Origin of the sequence: Curtobacterium sp. ME-Dv--P-122a (assembly GCF_030209645.1) — a bacterium.
GTDB lineage: Bacteria > Actinomycetota > Actinomycetes > Actinomycetales > Microbacteriaceae > Curtobacterium > Curtobacterium flaccumfaciens.
Genome location: NZ_JARVRO010000003.1, coordinates 173,714 through 190,409 on the forward strand (window position 1 = coordinate 173,714; position 16,696 = coordinate 190,409).

Annotated in this window: 15 protein-coding genes; 7 read left to right on the forward strand and 8 right to left on the reverse strand. The window is 72.2% G+C overall.

What is annotated here, in order from left to right; translation table 11 throughout:
- The first annotated feature begins 38 nt into the window (after positions 1–38).
- The gene (locus QRN49_RS03220; protein ID WP_284753929.1) at positions 39–830 is read left to right on the forward strand and encodes an NRDE family protein; all 792 of its coding nucleotides are present in this window, start codon (positions 39–41) and stop codon (positions 828–830) included.
- A gap of 195 nt (positions 831–1,025) precedes the next feature.
- On the opposite strand, the gene QRN49_RS03225 is transcribed toward QRN49_RS03220, so the two are convergent.
- The gene (locus tag QRN49_RS03225; protein ID WP_027466280.1) at positions 1,026–1,964 is read right to left on the reverse strand and encodes an SDR family oxidoreductase; all 939 of its coding nucleotides are present in this window, start codon (positions 1,962–1,964) and stop codon (positions 1,026–1,028) included.
- Positions 1,965–2,088: 124 nt separating this feature from the next.
- On the opposite strand from QRN49_RS03225, the gene QRN49_RS03230 reads away from it, so the two are divergent.
- The 3 genes from QRN49_RS03230 to QRN49_RS03240 all read left to right on the forward strand — a co-directional run bounded on the left by QRN49_RS03230 (position 2,089) and on the right by QRN49_RS03240 (position 4,812).
- Entirely contained in the window at positions 2,089–3,198 is a 1,110-nt protein-coding gene (locus QRN49_RS03230; RefSeq protein ID WP_111233255.1) for an LLM class flavin-dependent oxidoreductase, read from the forward strand.
- 92 nt (positions 3,199–3,290) lie between these two features.
- Positions 3,291–3,953, forward strand: a complete 663-nt coding sequence (locus tag QRN49_RS03235) for a hypothetical protein (protein WP_214522251.1) — start codon at positions 3,291–3,293, stop codon at positions 3,951–3,953.
- 367 nt (positions 3,954–4,320) lie between these two features.
- Positions 4,321–4,812: a pyridoxamine 5'-phosphate oxidase family protein gene (locus QRN49_RS03240; protein WP_284753930.1), complete on the forward strand. Its 492-nt coding sequence runs from the start codon at positions 4,321–4,323 to the stop codon at positions 4,810–4,812.
- Between the two features lie 141 nt (positions 4,813–4,953).
- Here the strand turns inward: QRN49_RS03240 and QRN49_RS03245 are convergent, their stop codons facing one another.
- The gene (locus tag QRN49_RS03245; protein ID WP_284753931.1) at positions 4,954–6,201 is read right to left on the reverse strand and encodes a putative hexosyltransferase; all 1,248 of its coding nucleotides are present in this window, start codon (positions 6,199–6,201) and stop codon (positions 4,954–4,956) included.
- Positions 6,202–6,440: 239 nt separating this feature from the next.
- On the opposite strand from QRN49_RS03245, the gene QRN49_RS03250 reads away from it, so the two are divergent.
- Together QRN49_RS03250 and QRN49_RS03255 are read left to right on the forward strand one after the other, a co-directional pair.
- Entirely contained in the window at positions 6,441–7,850 is a 1,410-nt protein-coding gene (locus QRN49_RS03250) for an MFS transporter (RefSeq protein WP_284753932.1), read from the forward strand.
- 133 nt (positions 7,851–7,983) lie between these two features.
- Positions 7,984–8,760, forward strand: a complete 777-nt coding sequence (locus QRN49_RS03255; RefSeq protein WP_071405095.1) for an endonuclease/exonuclease/phosphatase family protein — start codon at positions 7,984–7,986, stop codon at positions 8,758–8,760.
- A gap of 1,005 nt (positions 8,761–9,765) precedes the next feature.
- Here QRN49_RS03255 and QRN49_RS03260 read toward each other — a convergent pair.
- Genes QRN49_RS03260 through QRN49_RS03270 form a run of 3 tightly spaced genes read right to left on the reverse strand, consistent with a single transcriptional unit; the run spans position 9,766 to position 12,433 of the window.
- Positions 9,766–10,440 carry a methionine ABC transporter permease gene (locus QRN49_RS03260; RefSeq protein ID WP_017888525.1) on the reverse strand — a complete coding sequence of 225 codons (675 nt, stop codon included), beginning with the start codon at positions 10,438–10,440 and terminating at the stop codon, positions 9,766–9,768.
- Positions 10,437–11,483 (reverse strand): methionine ABC transporter ATP-binding protein, encoded by a 1,047-nt coding sequence (locus tag QRN49_RS03265; protein WP_282819940.1) that lies wholly within the window; start codon positions 11,481–11,483, stop codon positions 10,437–10,439. The genes QRN49_RS03260 and QRN49_RS03265 overlap by 4 nt, the downstream gene beginning before the upstream one ends.
- Positions 11,483–12,433, reverse strand: coding sequence for a MetQ/NlpA family ABC transporter substrate-binding protein (locus QRN49_RS03270; protein WP_111022196.1), 951 nt, complete (start codon positions 12,431–12,433; stop codon positions 11,483–11,485). The genes QRN49_RS03265 and QRN49_RS03270 overlap by 1 nt, the downstream gene beginning before the upstream one ends.
- A gap of 181 nt (positions 12,434–12,614) precedes the next feature.
- Between QRN49_RS03270 and QRN49_RS03275 the strand changes: the two genes are divergently transcribed.
- Positions 12,615–13,124 (forward strand): 2'-5' RNA ligase family protein, encoded by a 510-nt coding sequence (locus QRN49_RS03275; protein ID WP_259587600.1) that lies wholly within the window; start codon positions 12,615–12,617, stop codon positions 13,122–13,124.
- Positions 13,125–13,273: 149 nt separating this feature from the next.
- Here the strand turns inward: QRN49_RS03275 and QRN49_RS03280 are convergent, their stop codons facing one another.
- The 3 genes from QRN49_RS03280 to QRN49_RS03290 all read right to left on the reverse strand — a co-directional run bounded on the left by QRN49_RS03280 (position 13,274) and on the right by QRN49_RS03290 (position 16,569).
- Positions 13,274–14,521, reverse strand: a complete 1,248-nt coding sequence (locus tag QRN49_RS03280) for a D-arabinono-1,4-lactone oxidase (protein WP_284753933.1) — start codon at positions 14,519–14,521, stop codon at positions 13,274–13,276.
- A gap of 108 nt (positions 14,522–14,629) precedes the next feature.
- Positions 14,630–16,111 (reverse strand): MDR family MFS transporter, encoded by a 1,482-nt coding sequence (locus tag QRN49_RS03285; RefSeq protein ID WP_284753934.1) that lies wholly within the window; start codon positions 16,109–16,111, stop codon positions 14,630–14,632.
- Between the two features lie 176 nt (positions 16,112–16,287).
- Positions 16,288–16,569, reverse strand: coding sequence for an acylphosphatase (locus QRN49_RS03290; protein ID WP_071247546.1), 282 nt, complete (start codon positions 16,567–16,569; stop codon positions 16,288–16,290).
- Between the last annotated feature and the right edge of the window lie 127 nt (positions 16,570–16,696).

Consider the following 16,696-nt stretch of genomic DNA (forward strand, 5'->3'; position numbering starts at 1 on the left):
GGCTCACGCTACCGGGGCCACGTGCGAGGATCGACGGCATGTGCACCGTCGTCGTCCGCGTCGGCCCCGGGTCCGCGTGGCCCGTCACCGTGCTCGCCCTGCGGGACGAGTCACCCGAACGCCCGTGGGACCCGCCCGCTGCCTGGTGGCCGGACCGGGACCCGGACCTCCGTGGTGTCCGCGACCGCTCCGCCGGTGGTGCGTGGCTCGCCGCGTCCGACCGTGCCGGCCTGGCCGTGGTGCTCAACCGCGCCGAACCCGTGACCAGCGTCGACGGCACGTGGACGACCCGCGGCGTGGTGCCGGTGGACGCGGTCGCCGACGACCTGCTGCCCGGACACGACGGCACGCTGCCGACCACCCGGGCCTTCAACCTGGTGCGCGCCACGGCCGAGGGCGCCTCGGTGCTGACCTGGGACGGCGAACAGGTCCGCACCACCGACCTCGGCCCCGGCGTCCACATGGTCACGCACGGTGCGGCCGACGACCCCGCGGCGCCGCGCATCGGTCGGTGGCTCGAGGCCTTCCGCGCCGTCGACGCCCCGGCCGGCCCGCCGGTGCTCGGCCCGTTCGACGAACTCCGCACCGTGGACGCCGGTGGCGACGCCGGGGACGGCTGGGGCGGCTGGTTCGGCGTGCTGGCGGAGTCCGCGGCGCTGCCGAGCGACCACCCCGACGCGATCCTCCGCGACGTGCACGAGGCCGAGGGGCACATGACGACCCTGTCGATCGTCGCCGCGGCGATCGCGCCGGGCCGCACTGTCCTGCAGCACGCCCGCCTGACCGAACCCGGGAAGCTGGACGGGTCGGTGGAGCTGCACCGCGCCTGACGCCGGCGACGCGACGGGCCCGACCCGGGCCTCCCGGCCGCGCCCCGCGCCCCAACGCGCACGACGTCCGAGTGGTGCGAGGTTGCGTCCTCGGTGCGACCCGCACCCCCTCGCACCACGTCCGGAACCTCGCACGGGCCGCGGCGCCCCTCGCACCGTGCGAGGGGCGCGGCCAGCGCGACGGCGGCGTCTCGGCTAGAGCGGCGGGCGCGTCCCGGTGAGGTCTTCGGCGACTGCCCAGAGCGAGCGGGCGAGGTCGGCGCTCCGCGCGGACCCGGGGATCGACACGGTGGTGGTCGGACCGGTCATGCCGAACGGACCCGAGGGGCCGTAGTACGCGCCGCCCACGGCGTTCGGCCCGACCGCCGCGTACAGCAGCGGCTCGGTGCCCTGCTCGACGGCCTGGGTGAACGGCAGGGCGCGGTTGCTCGACCGCACCGGCTTCGACCGACCGAGCGAGCGCCCTGCGGCCTGCAGGTTCGTCCGGGTGTAGCCGGGGTGGGCGGCGGTGCTGACCAGGGGCACGTCGGCCTCGACGGTCAGGCGGTGCAGGTGCAGCGCGAGCAGCAGGTCGGCGAGCTTCGACTGCGCGTAGGCGCGCCAGCCGTTGTAGCCGCGCTCCCACTGCAGGTCGGCGAAGCGGATCCGGCCGGGGATCGCGGCGAGGCTCGACATCGTGACGACCCGGGGTGCCTCGGCCAGGGGACCGTCGGCGAGGGGCGTGCGTGCACGCAGCAGCGACGGCAGCAGCAGGTTCGTCAGGGCGAACGGGCCGAGGAAGTTCGTGCCGAACTGCAGCTCGAACCCGTCGACGGTCTCGAAGCGCTCCGGCGGGGCCATCACGCCGGCGTTGTTGACCAGGACGTCGATCGGACGTTCCTCGTCGACGATGCCGCTGGCGAAGCGGCGGACGCTCGCCAGGTCGGCGAGGTCGAGTTCGCGGACCTCCACGTCGGCTGCGGGGTGGGCGGCGCGGATGCCGGCGGCGGCGGTCTCGCCCTTCTCGGTGCTGCGGACGGCGAGCACGACGCTGGCGCCGGCTCCGGCGAGGCGCAGGGCGGCCTCCTGTCCGGTGCCGCTGTTGGACCCGGTGACGACGATGCGGCGTCCGGTCTGGTCGGGGAGGTTCGGCATGCGGGTGACCGTACTCGTGCGGGCTGGCCGACCCCGGTCCGGGCGCGGCCCGGGCCCCGGTGCGCGCGCGCCATCATCGTGCTATGTTGATGCAAACGCATGGAAGTGCGACCAGGAGGACACCATGAGCAACGCATTCGGCACCGACCGTCCCTCGGACGTCCCGCCGCCCGCACCCGACCGGATCGGACCGCTGCAGCTCGGCCTCGACACCTTCGGTGACGTCACCGAGCGCGCCGACGGCAGCCTGCAGTCCGACGCGCAGAGCATCCGCGACGTGGTCGACCAGGCCGTCCTCGCCGACCAGGTCGGCGTCGACTTCATCGGCGTCGGGGAGCACCACCGCGCCGACTTCGTCGTGAGCGCCCCCGAGGTCGTCCTCGCCGCGATCGCCGCCAGCACCGAGCGCATCCGGATGGGCTCCGCGGTCACGGTGCTGTCCTCCGACGACCCCGTCCGCGTGTACGAGCGCTTCGCCACCGTCGACGCCCTGTCGAACGGCCGCGCCGAGGTCATCCTGGGCCGTGGCTCCTTCACCGAGTCGTTCCCCCTGTTCGGCTACGAGCTGAGCGACTACGAAGTCCTGTTCGAGGAGAAGCTCCAGCTCTGGGCAGCCCTGCGCGGCGGCGACGCCGTCACCTGGTCCGGCACGAAGCGCGCGGGCCTGGTCGACCAGGACGTCTTCCCCAAGCTCGAGCACGGCGCCATCCCGACGTGGATCGGTGTCGGCGGCTCCCCGCAGTCGGTCATCCGTGCCGCGTCGTACGGCCTGCCGCTGTTCCTCGCCATCATCGGCGGGCAGCCCGCCCAGTTCGCCCCGTTCTCGCGCCTGTACCGCCAGGCCCTCGCGCAGCTCGACCTGCCGCAGCAGCCCATCGCGATGCACTCGCCGGGCTTCGTGGCCGCCACCGACGAAGAGGCCGCCGAGCGCTACTGGCCGTACCACAAGGCCGTCACCGACCAGCTCGGCCGGGAGCGCGGTTGGCCGCCCCTCGACGTCGCCGGGTACCGCGCGAGCCTGTCGGCCGGTGGGTCGCTCTACGTCGGCTCGCCGGAGACCGTGGCCCGGAAGGTCGCGCGCAACATGCGGATCCTCGGCGCCTCGCGCTTCGACATGCGGTACGCGACGGGTCGCCTGCCGCACGCCGACATGATGCGCTCGATCGAGCTCTACGGCACCGAGGTCGCGCCGCGCGTGCGCGAGCTGCTGGCGCAGCCCGTCCCCGTCGCCTGACGGACGCGGGCCCTGTCCGTGCGGGTGACGGCCGGGAGGCCCGGGGTGGCCGCCGAGATCGGCTCACGGGGGCCGCGGGTACGGTCCAGGGCATGTCGTCACGCCCCGACCACGCCTCCGGTCCCGCTGCTGGTCACGCCTCCGACTCCGTCGTCGAACGGCGGTTCCGCGGCCGGATCATGGGCGTCGGCACCACCTCGGGCGTCCGGATCGTCGTCGGCATGTGGGACCGCTCGCCGTTCGGGCCGTTCACGGACGTGTTCCTCGAGCTCCCCGACGGCACCAGCGTGCTGCTCGCACCCGACGAGATCGTCGCCGCGTACGTCTCCGGCACCTACCGCTTCGACACCGTCTCGGTCGTCGACGTCCGCGCCCGCCGCACCGCCGGCGGCCTCGAGCTGTCCGCCGGGGCGCTGCAGGCCTCGATCGACGTCGGCGGCATCTCGCCGCTCGGCCGGATCCTGCGCATCGTCCCGAAGCCGATCGCCCGCGATCCGCGCTGGCTCGCCGCGATCGACCCGGTGGCACGGCTGCTCGCGCCCGGGTCCGGTACCGCTGGCTCGGCGGGCAACGGTCGCCGCGAGTACTACGGCGTCACCGGGGCGCACGACGTCACCGGCGTGCGGGGGACCTGGGCGGGGGAGCCCCTCGGGGACCTGGCGCCGCTCGACCCGCCCGTGGCGTTCGGTTTCGCCTCGATGCCGAAGATCCCCCAGGTCGTCGACGTCGAGACCACCATCCGCGAACCCGCCTGACCCCGGCTGGCCCGGAGTCGGTTCCGTGCGCGTGCATGTTCCGACGATCCGCGCGTCGATCGACTCGTGTCCGGTCGCTCGATGCACACGCATCCGGGGCGTGTGCATGCAACGACGTTCCACTTGTCGATCGACGCGTGTGGTGTCGCATCCTGCACACGCATGTGCGGCCCGACGGCCGGGATGTGCCCGGCGGGGGCGGCGTGGCGGGCGTGCACCGGGCCTCCAGGCCGACCGCGACCGGACCACCTCGACGCGCGGGGCTGACGCGTCCAGCGCGGGAGGGGCACACTGGTCGGAACGGTACGGCCCCGTGCACCGACGGTCGCACGTCGGCGGAGCGGGGCGCATGACGCAAAGGAGCACCATGACCGACACACAGACGGACCAGCGCGCCGCCATCTCGGACATCGTCCACGGCGCCCACACGGCACTGCTCACCACGGTGAGCGAGGACGGGAACCTGCACGCCAGGCCCCTCGCGGTGCAGGACAAGGCGTTCCACGGGACCCTGCGGTTCCTGGTGCAGGACGGCAGCGAGAAGGTCGAGGACATCGCGCGGAACCCGCACGTCAACGTCTCGATCGAGTCGCAGGGCGGGTACCTGTCCATCGCCGGGACCGCGACCGTGACCCAGGACGACTCGGTCGTCGACGAGCTGTGGTCCCCGTTCGCCGAGGCCTGGTTCCCGGAGGGCCGCCAGGACCCGTCGATCCGGCTGCTGACGGTCGAGGGGGTCTCGGTCGAGTACTGGACCCAGGACACCGGGCCGGTCGGCAGCCTGGTGCAGATGTTCAAGGCGGCGCTCGGCAAGCAGAGTCAGCCGGACACCGGCGACCACGGCACGGTCGAGCTCTGAGGCGCGACGCCTGACGCGCGACGCCGTCGTCCTGTCCGGACGGCGGCGTCGCGTCTTGTCGGGGCGTGTGCGCGGTTCTTGTGCTTGTGCGCGGGGCGCGGGGCACCGTGCCGCCAGCTGCGAGGGCTGCGCGTCAGCCGCTCACGGAGGGCCGAGCAGCCATAGCACCGCGACCAGCACCGGCTGCCCGGCCAACGCGGCCGTCACGAAGGTCCACCGCATCCAGGGCTTCGCGACCAGCTCGGGCGACCCGAACAGCGGCGCGAGCGGCATGAGCAGCCGCGGGGTCGAGGCCATCGGCAGCGACACCGCGAAGATGTACAGCGCGTACGCGGCCGAGTACAGCACCGTCGTGGGCCCGAGCCGCAGGGTCGAGCGGCGGACCAGCCAGATCGGGTACGTGACGAGCAGGAACACCACGATCAGGATCCCGCCCACGCCGAGCCAGCGGCCCGCGATGAGGAACCACGGCGTCAGCGGCACGAAGTCCACCCGGCCGATGAAGTTCACCCACCAGGACATCTCGGTCTCCAGGTAGGCGTTCGGCGTCCCGGTGGCGTGCGAGGCGATCACCGGCCAGGCGAGCCCGGCGAGGACCATGGTCAGGCCCGCGGCGACGACCCGGACCTGCTCGCGGAGCGGGAAGCCCTCGAACACCCGGCCGGTCTCGCGCCGCGCACGGACCCACCGCACGAGTGCGACGACGCCGAGCACGAGCGGGATCGCCAGGGCACCGGGGCGGGTGAAGGCCGCGGCGACGCCGAGTGCCGTCAGGAGCCCGTAGCGCCGACGCTCCAGGGCGAGCAGCGCCCCGAACGACAGCGCGAGGAACATGCTCTCCGCGTACCCGACCTGCAGCAGGAACGACAGCGGACCGCAGCTGAAGAAGAAGACCGCCCACATCGCGGCGGCGTGCCCGGCGCGGTCCCGCACCAGGCGGTGCAGCAGGTACGTGGCGAGCAGCCCGGCGACGATCGCGACGAGCGGTGCGCCGAGTTCGAACGGCACCCCGGTGGAGGCGGTCAGCGCCCGGATCGTGAAGGGGAACGCCGGCAGGAAGGCCCAGGCGTTCTGCGCGACGTTGCCGGCGGCGTCCAGCGGCAGCGCGTCCGGGTACCCGTGCAGCGAGATCTGCTCGTAGTACTGCCCGTCCCAGGCCACCAGGAACGCGCCGAACCCGTGCTCGTTGCCCCAGATCGCGTTGCCCGGCAGTGCACGACCGATGAGCGGGTACGCGAGGGCGAGCCACAGGGTCGACAGGACCCGGCCGCCCGTCCAGACGAGCAGGACCGCCGCCCAAGCCGGCAGCGAGGCCACGGTGTCCAGGACACGTCGTCGACCGCTGGCCGTGCCCGCGGCGACCACGCCGGCACTGTCGGTGCGGCTCACGCGCGAGTTCCTCGGCGTTCGTGTGGTCGGGTCGGCACCCGGACAGGCTAGTCGGCCCGAGCGTGAGGATCGACCGGAACTGCGCCTGGAGGCCCGTCCCGCGTCGTGTGCGCTGCGTCGCGTCCGGTGGGTGGCGGGTGCGGCGTCCGGCGGGTGGTCGGTGTCGCGCCAGGTGTCCCGTCCGGTGGGCGGCCCGTCCGTGACGGCGCGGACGTCCGCGGGCATAGTCTCGGTGGGCGATGACGACGACGGCGACGACACCCAGACGACGGACGCGCAGCACGGCGGTCGCCGTGCTGGTGGCCGGGACCTTCTTCATGGAGCTCCTGGACGGCACGATCCTGGCGACCGCCGCCCCGGCGATGGGGCGTGACCTCGGGGTCGACTCCGCCGCGGTGGGCGTCACGATCACCGCGTACCTCGTGACCCTCGCGGTGTTCATCCCGGTGTCCGGCTGGCTCACCGACCGGATCGGTTCCCGGACCGTCTTCGCCGGGGCCATCGCGCTGTTCACGATCGCGTCCGCCCTGTGCGCGCTGTCCACCGGGCTGGTCGAGCTGACGCTGTGGCGCATCCTGCAGGGCCTCGGCGGAGCGCTCATGGTGCCCGTCGGCCGGCTCGTCGTCCTCCGGAGCGCCGGGCGCGAACAACTCGTCACCGCCATCGCCATCCTGACCTGGCCGGCCCTCGCCGCACCGATCATCGCGCCGTTCATCGGCGGGGTCCTCGTCGAGACGCTGTCGTGGCACTGGATCTTCCTCATCAACATCCCGCTCGGCGTCATCGCCTTCGTCGCCGCCCTGGTGCTCGTGCCGCAGGAGCGTGCGGCGCAGCGGGTGCCGTTCGACTGGTTCGGGTCGCTGCTCGCCTGCTTCGGGCTCGGCTCGCTCGTGGTCATGGCGTCCTTGCTCGCGCTCGACGTCGTGCCGGTCACCGCGGTCGTCGTCTCCGGGGTCCTCGGCGCGGTCTGCTGCTGGCTCGCGATCCGGCACTTCCGCCGGGCTCCGCACCCGATCATGGGGCTCGACGCGTTCCGGCTCGAGACCTTCCGGGTGTCGCACGCCGGCGGCAGCCTGTTCCGCCTGGCGGTGTCCGCGGTGCCGTTCGTGCTCCCGCTGCTGTTCCAGGACGCCTGGGGCTGGAGCGCCGTGCTCGCCGGGTCCGCCGTGCTCTGGGTGTTCGTCGGGAACCTCGGCATCAAGCCGATGACGACCCCGTTCCTGCGCTGGTGGGGCTACCGCCCGGTGATCATCGTGTCGTCGGCCGTCGCAGCGCTGACCGTGGTCGCGATGGCGTTCATGTCCGAGGACACCCCGTTCTGGCTGCTCGCCGTGCTGCTCGTCGTCAGCGGCGCTGCCCGCTCCGTGGGCTTCACGGCGTACAACACCATCGCCTTCGCCGACGTCGAGCAGGCCGACATGACGCCCGCGAACACGCTGTCGTCGACGCTGCAGCAGACCGCAGCGGGCTTCGGTGTCGCCGTCGCCGCCGTGGTCATCCGCGCGGCCTCCGGCCTGGGTGGTGACGGTCCGTACACGGCCGCGTTCTGGGTCATCGCCGCCCTGCTCGTGGTCGCCTGCATCGAGGGCATCCTGATGAGTCGCACAGCGGGCGACACCGTCCGCCCGGTCCGCCGTGTCCGCGCCTGATCCCGCCGCTGTCCGTTTCCGTCACGGTCACACGGTGGAAACCCGGCAGGCGTTACAGTCTCAGCAACCGTCCGCGGTACCCGAGTACGGTGACCGCGGCAGGGTGACCGGAACACCCGGACAGGAAGGCAGCATGGCCGCGCCAGAGCAGCAGAGCACGATCGCATCAGAGCAGACCGTGCAGCCCACGCAGCTCCGTGTCGTCAGTTACAACCTCCGCGAGCACACCGCGAACAGCGAGCTCGCCGCACTCGCCGAGGCGTCCGACGCCGACGTCCTGTGCGTGCAGGAGTGCGACAGCAACGACCTCGCACCGTCGATCGGCGGCCTCTCGCTCGCCGCGTCGACCCGCACCAACCGGCTCGGGCTCGCGATCTACAAGCGCGACGACCGCTTCGAGGTGCAGGACTTCAGCATCCACTCGCTGCAGAAGTCGCTGCACGACCGGGTCCTCGCCCCCGCGCACGAACGGCTCATCGCGATGCACCTGCGCGACACCGAAGCCGATGCCGAGGTCGTCGTCGCGTCGTTCCACGCCTCGCCCCTGACCGCGACGAACTCCCTGCGCCGCAAGCAGATCGAGGCGGCGCACCAGTTCCTGCGCGAGCTTGCGAAGGACGTCCCCGCGGTCATGGTCGGCGACTTCAACTACCCGTGGTTCCAGACGAACCTGCGCCGGAAGATCGAGCAGGGCGGCTTCGCGCTGTCGCTGTCCGACCAGCCGACGTACCTGCGCTACCGCAAGTTCACGGGCCACTTCGACTTCGCGACGAGCGTCGGCCTGCACATCGCGGGCGTCGAGACCCTGCCGGCCGGCATCTCCGACCACCGCCCGATCCTGGTTCGTGCCCACTACGAGCACCCCGGCGAGACCGGCGCGGTCACCACCGTCGAGGCCCCCGCCGCCTGACCCGCGCCGGCGGCTGCTCGTGTCGGCCGCCCAGGTCGCACGACATGCCGCGTGCGCATCGCCGGGTGGTCGCGAACTGTCGGTTGCGGAGACGCCAGCCGACACTTCGTGCGACCTCGCCGGGCGTGAGCGGGGAGTCGTGACCGCTCGGCAGTGGTCCGTCGGGCGCGTCGGCAGCCCGTGCCGAGGTCGCACGACATGCCGCGTGCGCATCGCCGAGTGGTCACGAACTGTCGATTGCGGAGACTCAAGCCGACACTTCGTGCGACCTCGCCGGAGGTGAGCGGGGAGTCGTGACCGCTCGGCAGTGGTCCATCGGGCGCGTCGGCGGGCGTGTGCTGAGGTCGCGCGACGTGTCGCGGGTGTGGCGCCGAGTGGTCACGAACTGTCGGTTGCGGAGACGCCAGCCGACAGTTCGTGCGACCCCGGCGGAGGTGAGCGGGGAGTCGTGACCGCTCGGCAGTGGTCCATCGGGCGTGTCGTTGCCGAGTGCCGAGGTCGCAGGCCATGCCGCGGGTGCGTCGTCGAGTGGCCGCGAACTGTCGGTTGCGGGGGCGTCGGGCGACGGTTCGTGCGACCTCGGCGGAGGTGAGCGGGGAGTTCCGACCGCTCGGCAGTGGTCCGTCGGGCGCGTCGGCGGGCGTGTGCCGAGGTCGCACGACGTGCCGCGTGTGTGCCGCCGAGTGGTCAGGAACTGTTGGTTGCGGGGGCGTCGGGCGACAGCTCGTGCGACCTCGGCGGAGGTGAGCGGGGAGTTCCGACCGCTCGGCGGTGCGTGTCGAGGTCGCACGACATGCCGCGTGCGCATCACCGAGTGGTCGCAAACTGTCGGTTGCGGGGGCGCGCAGCGACGGTTCGTGCGACCTCGGCGGAGATGAGCGGGGAGTCGTGACCGCTCGGCGCACGACGCTGGGCGCGTCCGTCCGGGCGGCGACACACCGGAGGCCCGGAGCCGGTCTCGTGGACCGGCACCGGGCCTCCAGGCGGTTGCCCTCAGAACCCCCGTCAGCGACGCAGCGTCGCCCGCGCCAAGCGGTTGCCGATGAACTGGCCGAGCTGCACGATGACGACGATCGCCGCCACCGAGACGTAGACCACCCACCAGTCGTAGCGCTGCGAGCCGTAGGTGATCGCGTACTCGCCGAGCCCGCCACCACCGATCAGCGCACCCTGCGCCGTCATGTCGACGATGCCGATGTAGATGAACGTGTAGCCGAGGATCAGGGGGCCGAGTCCCTCGGGGATGAGCACGGTCAGCAGGATCGAGACCGGGTGCGCACCCGAGGCCCGAGCCGCCTCGACGACGCCCGGGTCGACCGACAGCAGGTTCTGCTCGACGATCCGGGACACCGCGAAGGCCGCGGCCAACGAGATCGCGAAGGTCACCGCGGGGACACCGATCGTGGTCTGCACGACGACCCGCGACAGCGGCGCGATCGCGGCGAGGAAGATCACGAACGGGATCGGGCGGATCAGGTTCACGAACACGTTGAGCACCGTGTACGCGGTGCGGTTGCCGAGGACGTTGCCCGGTCGGGTCGCGTAGAGCAGCAGGCCGAGCGCGAGGCCGATGACCCCGGCGATGACCAGCGAGATCAGCGACATCACGATGGTGTCTCGGATGGCGGCGAGGAAGACGTCGAACGTGTCGATCACGCTCTGGAACGAGTTGTTGTTCACGCGGCGGCCTCCTCGTCGGTCGTGACGCCGTCGGCGCGGAGTGCGGCGATCGCGTGATCGATGGCGTCGGGCTCGGCGCCGGGCGCGCTCAGTTCGTAGGTGAGCGACCCGATCCGACGCTCCCGGATCTCGCCGACCCCGCCGTAGACGAGCTCGGCGGTGACCCCGGCGGCGCGGAACGCGGCGTCGATGCGGTTCTGCAGCCCGGCCTCGTCGGTGATCTGCACCGTGACGAGCCGACCCGGGTGGCGGTCCCGCAGGCGCCGGAGCGTCTCGGGGGAGGGCCGGTCGTGCAGCGCGGTGCGGACGAAGCGCTGCGCGGCACCGGTCTTCGGGGCCGCGAACACGTCGTAGACGTCCCCGACCTCGACGACCCGCCCCTGCTCCATCACGGCGACCCGGTCGGCGATCTGCCGGACGGCGTCCATCTCGTGCGTGATGACGATGATGGTGACGCCGAGCTCCCGGTTGACCCGGCGGAGCAGCGCGAGCACCTCGGACGTGGTCTCCGGGTCGAGGGCGCTGGTCGCCTCGTCGGCGAGCAGCAGGTCGGGCGACGCGGCGAGGGCGCGGGCGATGCCGACGCGTTGCTTCTGGCCGCCGGACAGCTGCTCCGGGTAGGCGTGGGCGCGCTCGAGCAGACCGACGAAGTCGAGCAGCTCGGCGACGCGACGGTTCCGCTCGGCCTTCGGCACACCGGCGACCTTGAGCGGGTACGCGACGTTGCCGGCGATCGTGCGGGACCGGAACAGGTTGAACTGCTGGAAGATCATCCCGATGTTGCGACGGGCCAGACGGCGGTCCCGCTCGGGGATCGCCGTCAGCTCGCGGCCCGCGACGGTCACCGTGCCGGAACTCGGCAGCTCCAGCGCGTTGACCAGGCGGACCAGGGTGGACTTTCCGGCACCGGAGTACCCGATGACGCCGAGGACCTCTCCCTGGTGCACGTCCAGGGAGACGTCCTCGACGGCCACCACGGTCTCGCCGGTGTCGGCGCGGCGGTAGTGCTTCGAGACGCCGCGGAGTTCGACGAGGACCGGCACTACTGCTTGGCCGCCTTCGCGTCCTGCTCGACCTGGGCGAGCTCGTCCTGCAGCTTCGAGGCGCTCTCGTCGCGGGCGACGGCTTCGGGCAGGTCCTTCGCGAAGGCCTTCTGCACGGCGTCGTCCTGGAACAGCTCGGCCAGCTCGAGGTAGGTCTTGTTGCCCTTGTCCTCGTCGCGGACGGCGAACACGTTCACGTACGGGGCGGCGCTCGCGCTCGAGGGGTCGTCCTGGTAGATCGCGTCCGAGATCGGCAGGCCGGCGGCGGTGGCGAAGTTGTTGTTCACGACGGCCGCGGCGACGGAGCCCTGCTGCAGCGCGTTCGCGGTCTGCGAGGCGTCGAGGGGCTGGACGTCGACCTTCTTCGTCTCGATGTCGTCCGCGGTGGAGAACGCCGAGCCGCCGTCCTTCAGGGTGATCAGGTCGGCCGCCTGCAGGATGAGGAGCGCACGGGCCTGGTTGATCGAGTCGTTCGGGATCGCGACCTTCGCGTTCGCGGGCAGCTCGGACGGCTTGTCGTACTTCGTCGCGTAGAGCGGCAGCGGGTACACGGCGGTCGAGCCGATCGGCTGCAGGTCGTCGTTCGAGGTGACGTTGTAGTCCGCCAGGTACTGGATGTGCTGGAACTGGTTGATGTCCAGCTGGCCGTCCTTGAGGGCGGGGTTCGGCAGCGAGTAGTCCGAGAAGTTCGTCAGCTTGACGGTGACGTTGAGCTTGTCCTTCGCGAGCTTCGTGTACGTGCTCCAGTAGCCGAGCGACTTGTCCGAGACACCGATCGTGACGGTCTTCGGGGCGGCGTCACCGGCGGCACCGGCGTCGTTGCTGCCGGAACGGAGGGCTCCGACGACGACGGCGACGACGATCGCGACGACGACGATCGCGGCCGCGACGATCCAGCCGATCGGGCGCTTGCCCTTCGGCTTCTCGGGCAGTGCGGGGGCTGCGGACATGCTGGTGCTCCTCGTGGGCCGTGCGTGTAGGGGCGCCGCGGTGGTCCGCGGCGTGGAGACGAGTGTGACGTGCGGTCCACCCCCGGGGCGAGTTCCGTTCCGCTGTGTTACATCGCCGCCAGGGCGCGGCCCGCTGAACCGTCACGGGGCACCTCGCGGTCCGGGTTGGTTGACTCGGACCGTGCGCAGCATCGAACTCGTCCTCGGTCCGGAGTCGGACGCCGCCGTGCGGTCCGCCTGGCAGGCCCTGATCGACGCCGACCTGCCGAGCCTCGGTCGGCACCCGTCGCCGTCGAACGCCCCGCACGTCACCCTGGCCGCCGGTGACACGCTGCCCGTGCCGGCCGGGTTCCGCACGTCGGTCCCGACCGCGATCCGGCTCGGCGGGCTGCTGCTCTTCCCCGCGGGTGCCGGTCGGTCGGTGCTGGTGCGCGCGGTGGTCCTCGACGCGGCGCTCACGACCTTCCACGGCGAGGTGCACGCGGTCGCGCCCGGCGGCGTCGAGACGTCACTGCCCGGGCACTGGTCGCCGCACGTCACGCTGGCTCGCCGGGTGCGTGACGAGGACCTGCCGCGCGCCGTCGCTGCGCTGCGCGCCGTGCCGCTGCCGGAGACGCTCGACGTCGGCGGCGTGCGGCACTGGGACGGCGAGACGCGGACGATCACGCCGCTCGCGTTCACGACGCTCTGACCGCTGGAGGGGGCCGCGTCGGGCGCGTCCCCGCACGGGGAACCAGGTTCCGGACACAGCACCGCGCGATCCCGTGGTTCCGTGTCCGGAACCTGGTTCCGACACGTGGGCGCGGGCGCGGGGCGCGGGGCGCGGCCGGGAGGCCCGGGTCAGGTCCCGAGCACCCGCTCGCCGAACGCGGATGCGAACGTCCGCTCTGGGTCGGCCCGGGCGACGAGGTCGCGGAACTCCGCCAGCCGCGGGTAGAGCCCGGCGATCGCGGCGTGGTCGAGCGAGCTCATCTTGCCCCAGTGCGGTCGGCCGCCGAAGGCCGTGAGCCGGGCCTCCAGGTCGGGCAGGAGCGCGGCGACCTCGGTCGGGTGCTTCTTCCAGGTGAACGCGATGCAGAGGACGTCCTCGGCCTGGGTCGGGCTGAGCCAGAGGTCGTCCGCCGCCATCGTCCGGAGTTCGCAGACGTGCAGGTGCGGCTGGATCCGGTCGGCGAGCCCGCGGAGCGCGTCGAGGGCGGCCGCCGCGTGCCGGAGCGGGACGAAGTGCTCGCTCTGCACCTCGGACCCGTGGCTCGGGACGGACCCGATCGGGAAGTGCGGCAGTCGGTCCCACCACGGGCCGACCGAGCCGTCGCGCGCGGTCCGGTGGTCGTCGCCGGGGGTGCCGGGCAGACGGCGTGCGCCGGCCAGGGTCTCCGGGACAGGCACGTCCTCGGCGCCCTCGGGGACGCGCGACTTCACCAGGACCTCGGTGATCGCGTCGCCGAACACCGTGTAGGCGCACACCGAGTACGCGGTGGCGTGCACCTCGGCGACGTTCGCCGTGAAGGTGTCCCAGGGGATCGCTCCGTAGACGTCCTGACGCATCCGGTAGGCAGGTTCCACGTCGAGGGTCACCCGGGTCACGATGCCGAGCAGGCCGAGGTGCAGCACGGCACCGTCGAACGCGGGGTCCGTCCGGTCGATCGTCCGGGCGGAGCCGTCCGGAGCGAGCACCTCGAACGCGCGCACCGCGGTGGCGAGCGACCCCAGTGTCGTGCCGGAGCCGTGGGTGCCCGTCGCGACCGCACCCCCGACCGAGATGTGCGGCAGGGACCCCGTGTTGTGCAGGGCGAACCCGGCACGGTCGATGTCGGCCGCGACGTCGCCGTACCGGGTGCCGGCCCCGAGCGTCACGGTGCGGTGCTCGGCGTCGACGACCAGGTCGGTGGGGATCCCGGTCAGGTCGAGCAGGGTGCCCGGGGTGTCGGCGACGTCGTTGAACGAGTGCCGGGTACCGAGGCCGTGTACCCGATCGGCGTCGGCCACGACCTGGGCTGCCTCGTCGATCGACGTCGGACGGACGACCCGTTCGGCCGTGTAGGTGACCGTGCCGGACCAGTTGAGCTCGCTCGTCGTCGACCGCATGGCGCCCACCCTGCCACGCGGTCCGGAGACGGGCGCGGGCCGGGCGCCGGTCCCGTCACGGGTTCGGCGTCCGGCCCGGCTCGTCGGTCGGTGCGCGAGGCTCGTCGGTCAGTGCACCGGCGGGGGCGTCGGCGCGCCCTCCGGCACCTCGGGCCGGCGGACGAACACCGACGCGAGGATGCCGAACAGCGAGATGATCGCGCCGACCATGAAGGCGGTGCCGACGCCCGCTGCGGTGGCCACCTGGACCCCGCGGGCACCGGAGCCCTCGACGGCGGTGGCCGCACCGATCGTCAGCAGCGTGACGAACAGGGCCGTGCCCGCCGCACCGGCGAGCTGCTGCGCCGTGCCGAGCACCGCGCTGCCGTGCGAGTACAGCTTCGGGGGCAGCCCGCCGAGCGCCGCGGTGAACAGCGGCGTGAAGGTCAGGGCCAGGCCGATGCTCAGCACCACGTGCGCACCGAGGACGAACCACACGCTGGTGTCGACACCCACGGTGGAGAGCGCCCAGAGCACGGCGCTGACGATGATCGATCCGGGGATGAGCAGCACGCGCGGGCCACGGCGGTCGTAGATGCGCCCGACGATGGGGGAGAGCAGGCCCATCAGCAGCCCACCGGGGAGCAGCAGCAGGCCGACCTGCAGGACCTCGAGGCCGAGGACGCGCTCCAGGTAGATCGGCAGCAGGATGAGCGTGCCGAACATCGCCATGAAGCTCAGGCCCATCGCGACGATCGGCACCGTGAAGCCACGGGTGCGGAAGGTGCGCAGGTCGAGCAGGGCGCTGTCGGTGCGCTGCAGGCGGGTCTGCCGGACGATGAACACCGCGAGGGCCACGGCGCCGACGACCAGGGCGGTCACCGGGACGAGCGGTCCGGTCGTGCCGGCTTCACCGATGCTGGACAGGCCGTAGACGATGCCGCCGAACGCGAAGGCGGAGAGGACGACCGAGACGACGTCGATCGGTGCCTTGCGCGGCGTCGAGACGTTCTGCACCTTGACCATGCCGAGGATGAGCGCCGCGATCGCGATGGGCAGCACGAAGCCGAACAGCCAGCGCCACGAGAAGGCGTTGAGGATCAGGCCGGAGATCGTCGGGCCGATGGCCGGAGCGACCGAGATGACGATCGAGATGTTGCCCATGATGCGACCACGGTGCGCGGGGTCGACCAGGGTCAGGACCGTCGTCACGAGCAGCGGCATCATGATCGCGGTGCCGCTGGCCTGCACGATGCGGCCGACGAGCAGGACGGTGAAGCCCGGCGCGAGCAGGGCGATCAGCGTGCCGACCGAGAACAGGCCCATCGCCCAGACGAACACCGGTCGGGTGTTGAAGCGCTGCAGCAGGAACCCGGTGATCGGGATGACGACCGCCATGGTGAGCAGGAAGCCGGTGGTCAGCCACTGGCCGGTCGCGGCGCTGATGTCCAGGTCGTCCATGAGCCGGGGCAGGGCCACGCCCATGATGGTCTCGTTGAGGATGACGACGAACGCGGAGACGAGCAGCAGCCCGATCACGAGTCGGGTCTCGGCAGCGGACGGCTGCGAGACGCTTCCCGTGCGGGGGGCGGAATCGACGGCCTGGGTCATGCGGGTGCTCCTGGTGGGTCACGACGGGTGGAACGGGTGTGGCGCAGGACGCGCAGACAGGCCAACTCCCTGAGTGGATGCGATTATTCCGCTTCGCTCCGACATCCGCAGGTGAACGATCGATGCCGAGCACGCCGAGCACGCCGGTCGTCGGCGCAGCTCCCGTGCACGTCCGCTCAGTGCAGGATCGCGAAGCCGTCGGCGTCGCCGTGCGGCACCACCGACCGCAGGCTGACGTCGGTCACGGTTGCCGACGGTGGCCCGGTGCGCAGGCACTCGACCAACGAGTCGACGGCGACCGAGGGTCCCTCCGCCTCGACCTCCACCGTGCCGTCCCAGAGGTTCCTCGCGTAGCCGACGAGGTCGAGCCCGTCCGCCTTCCGAGCGGTCCAGTACCGGAAGCCGACCCCCTGGACCGTCCCCGACACCACGGCATGCACCCTCGTCACCGTCGTCATGTCCTCCACGCTAACCGCGGCGGCCCCTCGGGAGTTTTCGGCCCCGTGACGATCTGTTTCCGGCTCGTGACGAGCACACCGCGTCGGCAGTGATAGTGTCATCCCAACCCGAACACTTCGAGTCAGA

Coding starts and splice junctions, on each gene's coding strand:
- QRN49_RS03230 (WP_111233255.1), top strand. CDS start 2,089: ATGAGCAACGCATTCGGCACCGACCGTCCCTCGGACGTCCCGCCGCCC.
- QRN49_RS03285 (WP_284753934.1), bottom strand. CDS start 16,111: ATGACCCAGGCCGTCGATTCCGCCCCCCGCACGGGAAGCGTCTCGCAG.
- QRN49_RS03290 (WP_071247546.1), bottom strand. CDS start 16,569: ATGACGACGGTGACGAGGGTGCATGCCGTGGTGTCGGGGACGGTCCAG.
- QRN49_RS03255 (WP_071405095.1), top strand. CDS start 7,984: ATGGCCGCGCCAGAGCAGCAGAGCACGATCGCATCAGAGCAGACCGTG.
- QRN49_RS03250 (WP_284753932.1), top strand. CDS start 6,441: ATGACGACGACGGCGACGACACCCAGACGACGGACGCGCAGCACGGCG.
- QRN49_RS03220 (WP_284753929.1), top strand. CDS start 39: ATGTGCACCGTCGTCGTCCGCGTCGGCCCCGGGTCCGCGTGGCCCGTC.
- QRN49_RS03235 (WP_214522251.1), top strand. CDS start 3,291: ATGTCGTCACGCCCCGACCACGCCTCCGGTCCCGCTGCTGGTCACGCC.
- QRN49_RS03225 (WP_027466280.1), bottom strand. CDS start 1,964: ATGCCGAACCTCCCCGACCAGACCGGACGCCGCATCGTCGTCACCGGG.
- QRN49_RS03270 (WP_111022196.1), bottom strand. CDS start 12,433: ATGTCCGCAGCCCCCGCACTGCCCGAGAAGCCGAAGGGCAAGCGCCCG.
- QRN49_RS03240 (WP_284753930.1), top strand. CDS start 4,321: ATGACCGACACACAGACGGACCAGCGCGCCGCCATCTCGGACATCGTC.
- QRN49_RS03280 (WP_284753933.1), bottom strand. CDS start 14,521: ATGCGGTCGACGACGAGCGAGCTCAACTGGTCCGGCACGGTCACCTAC.